This window comes from Pseudomonas lini (assembly GCF_964063345.1).
GTDB lineage: Bacteria > Pseudomonadota > Gammaproteobacteria > Pseudomonadales > Pseudomonadaceae > Aquipseudomonas > Aquipseudomonas lini_B.
This window is the reverse complement of sequence record NZ_OZ061318.1, coordinates 6222508-6235613: the sequence shown is the minus strand read 5'-3', so window position 1 is coordinate 6235613 and position 13106 is coordinate 6222508. Positions and strand designations below refer to the sequence as shown.

The window sequence follows — 13106 nt, the reverse complement described above, 5'->3', positions numbered from 1 at the left end:
CACTGCGGCTCAGCCATTCCCGCGACTGGTGCGTTGATCGCCTTTTCTGCCTTCGCAGCCCTGGCCATCGAAATGGAATCTCCCCTTCACTGCATGGGCGACAGGCTGACGCGGTGGCGACCGCAAAGGCTGGCAAACAACTTGCTTAGGCTTTTGATCAGGCTTGAGCCATCAACGACGATGGCTTCGCAAACATCACGGGCAACGGCGTCCGCTCCCCTCCACATGATGGAAGGTGGGCGTACGCCGTTTTTGCTTTCATCCCGGTACAAAAGGAACTCCTCATGTCTGCTCAAGGAATACTCCCCTCGGGTCATGCCATCGCTGCTCTGCACAGTGGCGGCAAATCGCGTCCCGCCGGCACAGCCCTCAGAGCATTGTTCAAACCCGGCATGGCCCTGCTCGAACGCAGTAGAACCGGTTTCTGGTTACCGCTTGGATTGGCCCTCGGCGCCTGCGGTCTCGCGCTGGCCGAACACCCCACAAGCGCGCTGACCCTGATACCTGGCGTCGTTTACCTGGGCTGCGCCTGGCAACTTCGCGAGCGCCATCAACGCCATCTGCAGACATTCTGGGACACTGAACTTGCACAACTGCTGCGCAGCTCCCGGGATGCCGACCCAGCGACGCTCCTGGTGACCGCCAGCATGCAACTGCGCAACAACGAACGCTTGCGCAGCGAGGTACAGTTCGCCAGCCGTGCCCTGGAGCAGATGGCCCAACAGGCCCGCGACCAGGGTGAGGAACAAAGCCAACGAATTGCCATGATCGCGGCCGCCAGCGAGCAGATCGATCAGACCCTGCACAGCATCGATGCCTTGGCCCAAGGTGCGCTGGCGGCCTTCGCCAACGCCCATGCCCAGAGTGAATCCGGTTGCCTGGAGGCGCGCTCAGTAGGTGGCAGCATGCTCACCATTCAGCACAGCCTGGGCAATACCGCTCACGCCGTGGAAGCATTGCTGCAGCGCACTACCGCAGTGGAAAGCACCGTCACTAGCATCCAGGCACTGGCCAGGCAGACCCAGTTGCTGGCGCTCAATGCCTCCATCGAGGCTGCCCGCGCGGGTGAGCACGGTCGCGGTTTTGCCGTGGTCGCCGATGAGGTCCGCAGCCTGGCCCAGGCCACCGACCGGGCGACCAACGAAATCACTACGGCCGCGACGGCGATCGCCACCGCCGTGCGCCAGGTGGATGGCGAGGTCAAAGAACACCGTGCTTTGCTCGAAGCAGGAAACCAACAGAGCGAGCACCTCGCCGCCAACCTCGACGACCTGGCTCGACGAAGCCAGACCAATCTGCAACATCTCGGCGCCATGCAACTGGCACTCAGCGAGCACCAGCAAGCCAATCATGCCCTCAGCGAACAGTTGCAACAGGTCAATGGGGCGGTGCAGGAGCAGAGCATGCAAACCCATGCGCTGCATGATCTGACCCGTTATCTCAACCAGCTCACCGTCGGAAGTCGCCCATGAACCTACAACTCGGCGCAACCCTCGATGTTGCGCAATCCCGACGAATCCGTCTGCCACAGGCTGACACCGGACTGAGACAGGCTCTCTTGCTGGGCCTCGACCTGCTGCAAGGTCTGCAGCAGCATCGCGGCCTCGGTGGACAGATCACCCGCGAGGCGCAACAGCGTTGCCAGGCACTCGGTCACGCGCTCGACCAACGCTGGAGGGAGTGGCCGTATTCCGCACAATGGCAGGCCTGGAACGCATTGCGCCGCGGCCCTACGGATTTCGATGGCCATTGCCGGTTGCTGCAAGACCTGCTCGGCGCCATCCAGCACCTCGAACTGCAACGCTGTGCGCTCAATCTTCAGCCCCCGAGCATCGCCGAGCGCTGTTGGGAGCTGGAAGACCTGGGGCGGCTGCGCGGCCTGTCGGTGCGCGCCGCCGCCCATCAGCGTTGCCCATTGGAAATGCTTGTGCAGTTGCAGTACCTGCATGAGCGCTTGCTCAGGCATGCCCCCCGCTCGCTGCACAATGCTCTCGAGCGACTTCAAAGTTGCCTGATCGGTACAAAGACCGTGTCTATCACCCCGGCGGAGTGCTACGCCCTGCTCACCCCATTGCTCGACGAACGCCTCGACGCTATCCGCCGGGATCTGGACTGAGGCATATCGCCATTCGACTTCGCAGCGGTGCCGAGGACAACCGTTGACCCACACAACTCGTCCGTTGGCCGTAGATTCGCTACTATGTTTGCCCCGCTTTCCCTGTTGGCGGATTTCTTCATTCTGGAGCCTGAATGCCTAGTCAAAAGGACATCGCCGCCGACAGCGGCGCACCGATGATCCCAGAACAGCGCCGTGAATTGATGCTGCGCCAGTTGCGCAAGCATCAGGTGCTGAGCGTTCATCAGTTGATGGAAATGTTCGACTGTTCGCACATGACCATTCGCCGCGATATCGCGCTGCTTGAACAGGAAGGCCGGGCTTATTCGGTCACCGGTGGCGTGCGAATCGCCAGCCAGCTCCATAGCGAGCCCAGCCATCAGATCAAGGCGGTGGTCGAGTTGCCGCAGAAGCAGGCGATGGCCAAGCTGGCCGCGCGGCTACTGCATGCCGATATGACGATTTATCTGGACGCGGGGACGAGCACGCTGGAGATTGTCCCGTACATCAAGGCGCTGTCGGGCATGACCGTGGTGACCAACGACTTCGGGATTGTCCAGGCGCTGATCGATGCGCCCCATGTCACGGTGATTCACACTGGCGGGCAGTTGGATCATTCCAATCAATCATGCGTGGGCGGTCTGGCGGTGGCCACCTTGCGCCAGGTCGTCACCGATATCGCGTTCATCTCCACCAGCTCCTGGGATTTACGTCGCGGCCTTACCACGCCTTCGGCGCTGAAGGTGGAGGTCAAGCAAGTCGCGATGCAATCGGCCTCGCAAGTGGTGCTGGTGGCCAGCAGTTCGAAGTACGGCACGTTCAGCATGTACCGGATCGCCGGGCTCGAACAGTTCGACATCATCCTCAGCGACGACGCGCTGACCCCTGCCGCGGCCGATAGCATCCGCAAGCAGGGTGTCGAACTGTTGTTGCCTTCTGATAGCAACGCGTAAGGCGTTAGCGCGCCTTCCAGTCACGCAGCCACTGCAAGCCGGCCGAGGTGTTACCACGCGGCCGGTATTCGCACCCTACCCAACCGTCATAAGCCAACTGGTCGATCAGTTCGAACAGATAGGGATAATTGACTTCGCCCAGGTCCGGCTCATGTCGATCCGGCACGCCGGCGATCTGGATATGACCGATGCCGTCGAAGTCCCGACGCAGTTTAGTGGCCAGGTCACCTTCGACGATCTGGCAGTGGTAGCAGTCGAACTGAACCTTCAGGTTAGTGGCGCCCACTTCCTTGCAGATGGCCTGGGCCTGATCCTGACGGTTGAGGAAAAAGCCCGGCATGTCCCGCGTATTGATCGGCTCCAGCAACACCGTGATGCCAGCCTTGGCGGCCTGCGCGGTGGCGTAAGCCAGGTTATCCAGGTACACGCCGTGATGCCGTGGGCGATCGCTTTCCGACGGCAGCAAGCCGGCCATCACATGGATGCGCGAGTTGCCCAGCACCGCGGCGTATTCCAGCGCGCGATCGAAGCCGCTACGAAATTCACTCTCCCGCCCCGGCAACGACACCGTGCCCCGCTCGCCCGCCGCCCAATCGCCGGGCGGTGCGTTGAACAGTGCCTGCACCAGGCCGTTGTCGCTCAAGCGCTGTTTGAGTTCCTGAGCGCTGTAATCGTAGGGAAACAGGTATTCCACGGCTTCGAAGCCATCGGCGGCAGCGGCGGCGAAGCGGTCCAGAAACTCATGTTCCGGATAGAGCATGCTGAGGTTGGCGGCAAAACGAGGCATGGGAACTCCTATATATGTTTTTTGTAGGAGCCAGGCTTGCTGGCGAAGGCGATCTCAAGGACGCCTTCGCCGGCAAGCCTGGCTCCTACAAGTCGACAGTGCGTTAGACAAACGGCCAGATCAACAAGGTAATACCGAAACCCAACGTGCCGAGCAAGGTGGTCAACACCGTCCAGGTGCGCAAGCCGTCGGCCACGTTCAGCCCGGACAGTTTGGTGAAGATCCAGTAACCGGCATCATTGATATGGGACATGGCCAACCCGCCACCGCCCATCGCCAGGCACAACAGTGCCATGTGATTCGCCGTGAGATTGAGGGTAGCGATCAGCGGACTGATGATGCCGGCGGTGGTCACCAGCGCCACCGTGGTCGAGCCCTGAACCGCACGCAACAGCATGGTCAGCAGAAACCCCAGGGCGAGTACCGGCAGACCGGTGGTGCGCAGCATATCGGAGACCACGGCGCCGATTCCGGTATCCACCAGCACCTTGCCGAACACTCCGCCGGCCCCGGCAATCAGGATCACCATGGCCACACCAGGCAAGGCCGAGCCGATCACATCAGACACCTGAGTACGACTCCAGCCCCGACGCGAACCCAGCAACCAGGCACACAGCAAAGTATCGATCAGCAGCGCCACCAGCGGCGCGCCGAGCACGGTCATGATGCCGCGCAGGATCGATTCGGCAGGCAGCAACGAGGTGGACAGCGTTCCCAGCAGAATCAGAATAATCGGCAACACAATCAGGCTGACGATCAAACCAAAACCCGGCGCAGGTGCCGGCGGCAACTTGGAAACGATGCTGCTGGTGGCCTCTTCCAGGCCCATGTGCGACACGGCCACAGCCGCTCGTTCAGTGCTCTTGCCGTTGCCATTGGACCAGGCGGCCAAGTCCTCGTTGGTGACATGCGGGCCGTAGACCTCGGCACGAATATCATCAGTCATCGGGTACACCCGACGGGTCATGCGCCCGGCCACGCGATAGCCGACATAGCAAAGGAACGCCGTCAGCGGCAGACCGAACATCAGCACGCGGCCAAGGTCGGCACCCAACTGGCTGGCAGCAGCCACCGCACCCGGGTGTGGCGGCAGGAAGGCGTGTACGGTCAGCAACGCCGCGCACATCGGCAGTGCGAACACCAACAATGGCTTACGCGCACTGCGAGCGACGCCATAGGCCAGCGGCATCAGGATGATCACGCCGACCTCAAAGAACACCGGCACCCCCACCATGAACCCGGCAATCGTCAGCGCCAGTGGCGTGCGGCGGTTGCCGAATCGGGCAATCAGCGTCTTGGCCAGCGCCTCGGCACCGCCGGAGAGTTCGATAATCCGCCCGATCATCGCGCCCAAGGCAATGATGATCGCGACATGGCCCAGGGTCTTGCCCATGCCGCCTTCAATGGTGGCGACCAGATCGGCCGGTTTCACCCCAGCCACCAGCGCCACCAGAATGCTCACCAGCATCAAGGCCACGAACGGCTGGAACTTGTACTTGAGCACCAGAAACAACAACAGAGCGATCCCTAGCCCCGCGGTAACCATCAGGATTAACGGGCTCATTTCAGAAGCCCTCCACATCGGGTGAACGAAAGGGTTCTTCTGAAAATGTCGCAGTGAAGGTGAGTCATGCCTGGATGTCCTCTTGTTATTGTATTTTTCAGGCAAGCCGGGGTCGTGAGGAGTCGCTGTGCGTCTCCCTGACAAGGCCTGCGTTGTCGATCTGTCGTGTTAAAAAATTAGAGCGCTACCAGTGCGCGCCGAAGGTCACTCGCAGCTCGTCCAGTGCTGCCTGATCGAGCGGCTCGGGCCTGGGATTGCTCATCAGCCACAGCCGCGCGGTTTCCTCGAGTTCTTCCAGGGCGTAGCTGGCCCTGGAGACCGAACTCTCCCAAATCACCGGCCCCAGCCGTTCGAGCATCACGCCGCGAACGCTGTTGGCCAAATGCGCGACCTGTTCGGCCACCTTCGGTGAACCGGGCCGCTGGTAACCAATCAACGGGATAGGCCCGACTTTCATCACCTGATAGGGCGTCAGCGGCGGCAGGATGTTGTCCGGCTGCCAGACACCTGCGAGCGTCAACGCCACCAGATGAGTGGAATGGGTATGCACCACGCCACCGACATTCGGGTTGCGGTCGTAGACCTGGCGATGCAAAGCCAGGGTCTTTGAAGGCTTGTCACCGGAGACCCATTCGCCGGCCAGATTGACCTTGGCGATGGTCGCCGGGTCGAGGCGACCGAGGCAGACGTCGGTCGGTGTGATCAACCAACCGTCGTCCAGCCGCGCGCTGATGTTGCCGGCGCTGCCGACGGTATAACCGCGCTCATAAAGGCTGCGGCCGACCTGGCAGATTTCTTCGCGCAGGGCATTTTCGTTGCTCATTGAGCACCTCCGGCCAATTGCTTCAGCGCTTTGCTGAAGAAATCCCGACCACCGAAGTTGCCCGATTTGAGTGCCAGGGCCAAAGGCTCATCCGAGCTGCTGACCGTCGCCGGCACACCCGGATCAATCTGCGCGCCGATCTGCAACAGTTGCACGCCCAAAGCCTGAACCACAGCGCCCGAGGTTTCACCGCCAGCAATCACGAAGCGCCGTACACCGCTCTGGCGCAGGCCCTCGGCAATTTCGCCAAAAGCGTTTTCCACCAGACTCCCCGCCTGCTCGACGCCCAACTGTTGTTGCACTGCCTTGACTTCGTCCGGTGAGCTGGTGGCGTAGATCAATACGGTGTGTTCATTGTTCTTGGCAAAGGCCAGGGCCTGGGTAACCACCGGTTCACCGGCCGCCAGGGCCAACGGATCAATCCGCAGCGCCGGCCGCCCGGCTTCGAGCCAGGCTGCCACTTGCCCATTGGTGGCGATCGACGCGCTGCCGGCCAACACCACTTCACCGCCCGATACTACCGGGAGTTTCGAGGCATCGAGGTCACGCAATTTGCCGGCGCGACGGAAGTTTTCCGGCAAGCCCAGAGCCAGCCCAGAACCGCCGGTCAGCAATGGCAGGTCGGCGCAGGCGGTGCCGAGGGTGTACAGATCGCGGTCCGACAAGGCATCGGCAATCGCCATGCCGACACCTTGAGCCCGCAGCTCTTTGATTCGCTCACGCACCTGCTCGGCCCCTTGGGCAATGGTGTCGTAGCGCAACAAGCCGACGTTCAGGGCAGTCTGCGATTGCAGCACCCGAACCAGGTTGGCGTCGGTCATCGGCGTCAGGGGGTGATGCTGCATGCCCGACTCGCTGAGCAGTTGATCCTGCACAAACAAATGGCCGCGAAAGATCGTCCGGCCATTCTCGGGGAACGCCGGACATGCCAGGGTGAAGTCGCTGCCCAGCGCCGCCAGCAGCGCTTCGCTGACCTGGCCGATGTTGCCGGCCGCGGTGGAATCGAATGTCGAGCAGTACTTGAAAAAGATCTGCTCGCAGCCTTGCTCGCGCAGCCAGGCCAGCGCTGCGAGGGATTGTTCGACCGCTTCGGCGACGGGAATCGTGCGCGACTTCAGGGCGATGACAATCGCATCGGCATCAAGCCCCGCCGCCACTTCGCTGCTTGGAATGCCGATGCTTTGCACGGTGCGCATACCGCCGCGCACCAGCATGTTGGCAAGGTCCGTGGCACCGGTGAAATCGTCGGCGATGCAACCCAGCAATGGGCGTACAGTGGTTGTGTTCATTGGGCGTTCCTCAAACCGGCTCAGTCTTGGCAGTCGGCAACTCGATGCCGGGGAAAATCTTGATCACCGCCGAATCGTCTTCACGACCGAAACCTGCACTGGATGCCTGCATGAACATCTGGTGAGCGGTGGCCGACAGCGGCAGCGGGAATTTGCTGGCCCGCGCGGTATCCAGCACCAGGCCCAGGTCCTTGACGAAAATATCCACAGCGGACAACGGCGTGTAATCGGCCTTGAGAATGTGCGGCACACGGTTTTCGAACATCCAGGAATTACCGGCGCTGTGGGTGATCACTTCGTAAAGCGCATCGGCGTCGACCCCTTCACGCAGGCCCAGCGCCATGGCTTCGGCAGACGCAGCGATGTGCACCCCGGCGAGCAGCTGGTTGATGATCTTGACCTTCGAGCCCAGGCCATGGGTGTCACCCAGGCGATAGACCTTGCCGGCCATGCCTGCAAGGACTGCTTCGGCCTTGGCATAAGCATCGGCCGGGCCAGACGTCATCATGGTCATTTCACCGGCAGCCGCCTTGGCCGCGCCACCGGAAATCGGGGCATCAAGGTACAGCAAGCCTTGTTCGGTCAGGCGCTGCCCCAGGTCCACGGCGTAGGTCGGCGCCACGGTGGCGCAACCGATCACCAAGCTGCCCGGGCGCAACGCAGCGACGGCACCACCCTCGCCAAACAACACGGTTTCGGTCTGCTCGGCGTTCACCACCACGGTAATGATCACGTCGCATTCTTCGGCCATCTGCGCGGGCGAAGAACACGCCACGCCGCCCTCGCCGGCAAACTGTTCTGCCACCGCGGCACGCACATCGCAGGCATGCACATTAAAGCCGCTGCGCAACAGTGAGCGGGCAATGCCCAGGCCCATCGCGCCCAGACCGACAACACCGACATTCTTGTTATTCATGGGGTACTCCTGAGATGGCTGTTCATGAGAAAAGCGGCGGCCTATTCCACGCCAGCAAGGCGTAGACGGCGGGCCGCGTTGTAGATATGGGCACGGGCGGCATGCCCGGCGGCGAGCGGATCGCGCAGCCGAATGGCCGCCACGATCGCTTGATGTTCTTCATGCACCTGACGGGAGAAATCCGCCCTGCCCGCCTCGTTGGTGCGAGTGATGCGGGTCGCGGCCTCCAGGTACTGACTGACGAATTCCAGGGTCTTTAGAAAGTAGGGATTGCCTGTGGCTTGAGCGATGGCGCGGTGAAAAGCTACATCGGCGCGAACACCATCCTGCCCCTCATCCACCTCTTCATCGATGTGTGCCAGCGCCTCGTCAATCTGCACCAGATCGGCTTCGCTGCGATTGAGCGCCGCTTCGCTGGCGATTTCCGCCTCGATGGCACGCCGTAGCGCCAACAGGTGAAAGACACTGCCAGGCAGATTGGCCTCGGCGTAATCGATGCGCAGCGGGCGGATGTTGGCATTGGGGGTGACGAAGATGCCGCGCCCTTGTTGAGGCTGCAGCACGCCTTCGTTCTTGAGGCGGGAAATGGCTTCACGGACCACGGTGCGACTGACACCGAAGGCTTCCGAGAGCATGGCTTCACTGGGCAGTTTGCTGCCGGTGGCGAACACACCGTTCTCAATCTTGTCCAGCAGCTGCTGAGCGACGCTGTCACTCAGCACGTGAGTCGGGACCTTGTCGAACATCGTAGCCATCCTGTTTTTGTCTTGTTATCAGGTTGTCATACAGGTTGAGCAGATAATCCCTCAATGAACGGATTATGTGAAGTCTTTTTTAAAATAACATTTTTTAACATCGCCTAGCGTCCCGCTTGGGGAAATCCGTAGCCGCTACGCGACCAAAGCGCATTTACGGCGGGGGCGTTGAAAAGATCAAATTGCCATTAGGCAAGCTTGCAAAAACACCGCGACCGTCTAAGTTCAAGACTATCTTCACAAGCGCAATCAACCGTACCTAACCAGTCCCTGAGGCGAGCGAGTCTATTGACCTAAAAAAAACCAGACGCTGCTTTTAATCGCTGACACGGAATCAGTCATAAAAATCAAGAGGGATGCTTGATGAAGCGCAGCCGTGGGTATCGTGCGCTCTCGAAAAGAGGGCCTGCCGGACATTTCTGGATTTCATTGCTTTGCTTCTCGGGCCTGGTGATCGCCAGCTTCCTGTTGTTCGAACAACAGATTCAGGACTTCCTGACCCATCTCAACCTGTACCTGCCCTCGACACCGTCCCAGAAACTCAATCTGGCGCTGCTACTGATTGCCCTGCTGGCGCTGGACGTGGTGCTGCCGGTACCTTCGAGCATGGTGGCGCTGCTGGCCGTGGCCATGCTGGGCAGTCTCGGCGGCTACCTGGTGATTTTCATTGGCCTGTGCCTGGGTGCGGGACTGGGTTATGCGCTAGGGGCCGGCTATTTTCGTCTGCTGTCCGGCCGCTTGGGCCTGCATCAACGCCAACCGGGACAGCTGGCGTATCGGCTGAGCACGCTGTCGTTGATCTGCCTGCGTGGCGTACCGGTATTGGCGGAAACCTCGGTGGTGGCCGCCGGCATGCAACGTTATCCATTGCGCGCGTTTCTACTGGTCACCACCCTGGCCAATGCCGGCCTGGCACTGGCCTACAGCGCCATCGGCACCTTCCTCATCGAGCAGAACGCGTTGCTGGTGACCCTTCTCGCCAGCATGGGGTTGCCTGGGCTGTTTATCGCCGGGTACAGCCTGTTCAAGACCTTGCGCAGGCACGGCGCGGAGCAACCACTGCATGGCCGATTCGAGGTCAGTTACGACTACCCGGTGGTGTTCACCGATCACCTGTTCGAGCCGTCCAATCCTTGTCTGCACCGCCAGCTCACCGCTCAGCACAGAGGCCCGGTGACGGTGCTGGTGTTCGCCGATGAACAACTGTTGCGCAGCGCCCCACAACTGCTGGAACAGATCGATGCCTACTTTGCCGCCCATACGGCGGATCTGCATTTGCAGGCCGCGCCGATTGCGGTTCCGGCCGGCGAACTGAGCAAGGATTCACAGGTGTTGCAGCAGCTGTACACCGACATGCTGCAACATGGACTGGACCGGCATTGCTATGTCCTGGCCCTGGGGGGGGGCGCGGTGCTGGATGCGGTGGGCTACGCCTGCGCCACCTTCCATCGCGGCATTCGCCTGATCCGTATTCCGAGCACGGTACTGGCCCAGAACGATGCCGGCATCGGTGTGAAAAACGGCATCAATGCGTTCGGCCAGAAAAACTTGCTGGGGGCCTTCTACCCCGCCACTGCGGTGATCAACGACTTCCAGCTGCTGACCAGCCTGACCCGACGCGACCAGATCGCCGGGCTGGCCGAGGCGGTCAAGGTGGCGCTGATCAAGGACCAGGCGTTTTTCGAGTGGATGGAACAACAGGCCGACGCCCTCGCCCACTTTGATCACCCGGCCAGCCGCTATGCCATCCGCCGTTGCGCCGAACTGCACCTGGCGCACATCACCGGTGCTGGCGACCCCTTCGAACGCGGTAACGGACGGCCACTGGATTACGGGCACTGGGCCGCGCACAAACTGGAAAATCTCAGCCGGCACCGGTTGCGCCATGGCGAAGCAGTGGCCGTGGGCATGGCCCTGGATGGACTCTATGCCAATGCCCTCGGACTGTTGAGCGATGCCGACACCGAACGTGTTCTGTCTCTGCTGCTCAAGCTCGGCTTTAGCTTGTGCCCACCGGAACTGACCTTGAAAGATGCACAGGGACGCTCACAGGTGTTGCTCGGGCTGGAGGAATTCCGCCAGCACTTGGGCGGGCAACTCTCCATCCCCATGCTCAGCCGGATCGGCGAGTCGGTGGACCTGCATGAAATCGATGCCGCGCGAATGGAGCAAGCGTTGCAGCGACTGTCCACCTACATCGGCCCGGCGCTCACCTTGGGCGAGGGCTGCGCGCAATGAGCCAGACTCCGCTGAACCTGAAGACCTGGATGACCCTGGGCCGGGTGTCCAACCTGCCCACCGTGTGGACCAACACTCTGGCCGCCGCCCTGCTGGCCAGTAGCGCCGGAGCCCTGGCGCCACCGTCGTCGCTGGTGTGGATCCTGCTGCTGGCTGCACTGTCGCTGTTGTATCTGGCCGGCATGTTGTTGAACGACCTGCTGGACGCCGACTGGGACCAACAGCACCATAATCCCCGCCCTATCACTTTGGGTCTGGTCAGTCGACAGCAAGTGGGCCTGGCCACTGGGCTGCTGCTGGTGCTGGCCGCGGCGTCGGTACTGGGCCTGAGCCGACTGATCGACCAACCGCACTGGTTGCTGGGCAGCGCCACCCTGCTGGTGGGCTGCATCCTCGGCTACAACCTGCTGCACAAGAAATACGCCCACAGCGTCTGGTTGATGGGCGCCTGCCGCTCAGCGCTCTACCTCACTGCGGCGGCCAGCCTGGCGGTGCCACCGGAGCCGATCTGGCTCTGCGCCATTTTGCTGGGCGTCTACATCAGTGGCCTGACCTACCTGGCCCGCCAGGAACACCGCAATCAATTGCTCAGCCGCCTCCCGCTGATCCTGATGCTGAGCCCGCTGGCCCTGGCGATCTATTCCGACAACCTCTGGTTTTGGCCGGTGCTGTTGCTCTGGCTGGGCTGGCTGGGCTGGCACTACTGGCACCACCTGGCCAACCCACAGCAACGCCAGGTCCGTGCCTTTATCGGCGCTGGCCTGGCGGCCCTGCCGTTGTTCGATGCCCTGGTGCTGGCGGTGGCCAACCAGCCACTGGGCAGCCTGTTATGTGTTTTGGTGTTTTTCCTGCTTCCACACTTCCAGCGCTGGATCAAACCGACATGAACATGGACGTCACAGCGCCGCCATCGGCGGCCCTCGAAATGCGCCACGACTGCCTCGCCGAACAACGCCAGGCCCTCACCCAGCAGCTCGATGAAGCCGAGCTGCAGTGGTGGCGTCAGGCGCAGGAGCGGCTTGAGCAACGCCCGGACGCCAACACTGCTGCGCTCTTGAGTAGCCAGTGTAAGCGCAGCCTCAAGGAGCATGCGCTGCCCAACAATTGCGGCTGGAGCAATGTCCAACTGGCGCGGGCGTTGTTGCTGTCTCAGGTCCTGGAGCAACAACCCCTCGCCGGGCAATTGCCCTTGCTGCGCCAGCTGTTTCTGTGGGGCGACGATCAGGAAAAGATCGCCACCTTGAAAGCCCTCGACTGGCTCGATAGCCGTGGGCTTTGCGTCGAACTGGCGTTGCAGGCCGGGCGTACCAGCAACAATCAGGTGTTTGCCGCCCTCGCCCTGGACACCCTCTACCCGTCGCGTCATTACAGCGAACGGGCCTTCCATCAACTGGTGCTGAAGGCACTGGGCATGGGGCTCGACGTACGACGCCTGCTTGGCCTGAAGCAACGACACAGCGTCACCCTCAACCAGCTGGCCCTCGACCTGCTGGACGAACAGCTCGCTGCCGAACGAACGGTGTCTGCCGGGCTACCCCGAGTGATTGCCTTCGACCTGCTCAGTCCGGCGCAACGCCAGCGTCTGGTCGGCCTGAGTCAGCAGCAACGCTTGCCGCCGGAATGGCGTGAACACCTGACCGCATCTCTCTGAACTGATGCTCAACG

At 61.6% G+C, this 13106-nt stretch carries 12 protein-coding genes; 6 read left to right on the top strand and 6 right to left on the bottom strand.

Annotation, left to right across the window (positions count from 1 at the left end; all coding sequences use genetic code 11):
• Positions 1–284 precede the first annotated feature (284 nt).
• From AB3226_RS28330 to AB3226_RS28320, 3 genes are all read left to right on the top strand, one after another.
• The gene (locus tag AB3226_RS28330; RefSeq protein WP_367375477.1) at positions 285–1472 is read left to right on the top strand and encodes a methyl-accepting chemotaxis protein; all 1188 of its coding nucleotides are present in this window, start codon (positions 285–287) and stop codon (positions 1470–1472) included.
• Entirely contained in the window at positions 1469–2116 is a 648-nt protein-coding gene (locus tag AB3226_RS28325; RefSeq protein WP_367375476.1) for a hypothetical protein, read from the top strand. Before AB3226_RS28330 ends, AB3226_RS28325 begins: the two co-directional genes overlap by 4 nt.
• A 134-nt stretch (positions 2117–2250) precedes the next feature.
• A complete protein-coding gene (locus AB3226_RS28320) occupies positions 2251–3069 on the top strand; it encodes a DeoR/GlpR family DNA-binding transcription regulator (protein WP_038983119.1) in 819 nt (272 codons plus the stop codon).
• Positions 3070–3073: 4 nt separating this feature from the next.
• On the opposite strand, the gene otnI is transcribed toward AB3226_RS28320, so the two are convergent.
• The 6 genes from otnI to AB3226_RS28290 all read right to left on the bottom strand — a co-directional run bounded on the left by otnI (position 3074) and on the right by AB3226_RS28290 (position 9194).
• Positions 3074–3856, bottom strand: coding sequence for a 2-oxo-tetronate isomerase (gene otnI, locus AB3226_RS28315; protein ID WP_367375475.1), 783 nt, complete (start codon positions 3854–3856; stop codon positions 3074–3076).
• Positions 3857–3959: 103 nt separating this feature from the next.
• Positions 3960–5420 carry an SLC13 family permease gene (locus AB3226_RS28310; protein ID WP_367375474.1) on the bottom strand — a complete coding sequence of 487 codons (1461 nt, stop codon included), beginning with the start codon at positions 5418–5420 and terminating at the stop codon, positions 3960–3962.
• A 184-nt stretch (positions 5421–5604) separates the two neighbouring features.
• Positions 5605–6243: an aldolase gene (locus AB3226_RS28305; RefSeq protein WP_367375473.1), complete on the bottom strand. Its 639-nt coding sequence runs from the start codon at positions 6241–6243 to the stop codon at positions 5605–5607.
• A complete protein-coding gene (gene otnK / locus AB3226_RS28300) occupies positions 6240–7532 on the bottom strand; it encodes a 3-oxo-tetronate kinase (RefSeq protein ID WP_367375472.1) in 1293 nt (430 codons plus the stop codon). Before otnK ends, AB3226_RS28305 begins: the two co-directional genes overlap by 4 nt.
• Before the next feature lie 10 nt (positions 7533–7542).
• Positions 7543–8493: an L-threonate dehydrogenase gene (gene ltnD / locus AB3226_RS28295; RefSeq protein WP_367375871.1), complete on the bottom strand. Its 951-nt coding sequence runs from the start codon at positions 8491–8493 to the stop codon at positions 7543–7545.
• Complete coding sequence (locus AB3226_RS28290) at positions 8490–9194, bottom strand: FadR/GntR family transcriptional regulator (RefSeq protein WP_367375471.1); 705 nt, start codon at positions 9192–9194, stop codon at positions 8490–8492. Before AB3226_RS28290 ends, ltnD begins: the two co-directional genes overlap by 4 nt.
• Positions 9195–9566: 372 nt before the next feature.
• On the opposite strand from AB3226_RS28290, the gene AB3226_RS28285 reads away from it, so the two are divergent.
• Genes AB3226_RS28285 through AB3226_RS28275 form a run of 3 tightly spaced genes read left to right on the top strand, consistent with a single transcriptional unit; the run spans position 9567 to position 13092 of the window.
• Positions 9567–11441 (top strand): 3-dehydroquinate synthase, encoded by a 1875-nt coding sequence (locus tag AB3226_RS28285; RefSeq protein ID WP_367375470.1) that lies wholly within the window; start codon positions 9567–9569, stop codon positions 11439–11441.
• Positions 11438–12328, top strand: a complete 891-nt coding sequence (locus tag AB3226_RS28280; protein ID WP_367375469.1) for a UbiA family prenyltransferase — start codon at positions 11438–11440, stop codon at positions 12326–12328. Before AB3226_RS28285 ends, AB3226_RS28280 begins: the two co-directional genes overlap by 4 nt.
• Positions 12325–13092: an EboA domain-containing protein gene (locus tag AB3226_RS28275; protein ID WP_367375468.1), complete on the top strand. Its 768-nt coding sequence runs from the start codon at positions 12325–12327 to the stop codon at positions 13090–13092. Before AB3226_RS28280 ends, AB3226_RS28275 begins: the two co-directional genes overlap by 4 nt.
• Positions 13093–13106 lie beyond the last annotated feature (14 nt).

Bases quoted from the DNA above. Each gene is read 5' to 3' on its own strand.
- AB3226_RS28330 (WP_367375477.1), top strand. From the start codon at position 285: ATGTCTGCTCAAGGAATACTCCCCTCGGGTCATGCCATCGCTGCTCTG.
- AB3226_RS28325 (WP_367375476.1), top strand. From the start codon at position 1,469: ATGAACCTACAACTCGGCGCAACCCTCGATGTTGCGCAATCCCGACGA.
- AB3226_RS28320 (WP_038983119.1), top strand. From the start codon at position 2,251: ATGCCTAGTCAAAAGGACATCGCCGCCGACAGCGGCGCACCGATGATC.
- otnI (WP_367375475.1), bottom strand. From the start codon at position 3,856: ATGCCTCGTTTTGCCGCCAACCTCAGCATGCTCTATCCGGAACATGAG.
- AB3226_RS28310 (WP_367375474.1), bottom strand. From the start codon at position 5,420: ATGAGCCCGTTAATCCTGATGGTTACCGCGGGGCTAGGGATCGCTCTG.
- AB3226_RS28305 (WP_367375473.1), bottom strand. From the start codon at position 6,243: ATGAGCAACGAAAATGCCCTGCGCGAAGAAATCTGCCAGGTCGGCCGC.
- otnK (WP_367375472.1), bottom strand. From the start codon at position 7,532: ATGAACACAACCACTGTACGCCCATTGCTGGGTTGCATCGCCGACGAT.
- AB3226_RS28290 (WP_367375471.1), bottom strand. From the start codon at position 9,194: ATGTTCGACAAGGTCCCGACTCACGTGCTGAGTGACAGCGTCGCTCAG.
- AB3226_RS28285 (WP_367375470.1), top strand. From the start codon at position 9,567: ATGAAGCGCAGCCGTGGGTATCGTGCGCTCTCGAAAAGAGGGCCTGCC.
- AB3226_RS28280 (WP_367375469.1), top strand. From the start codon at position 11,438: ATGAGCCAGACTCCGCTGAACCTGAAGACCTGGATGACCCTGGGCCGG.
- AB3226_RS28275 (WP_367375468.1), top strand. From the start codon at position 12,325: ATGAACATGGACGTCACAGCGCCGCCATCGGCGGCCCTCGAAATGCGC.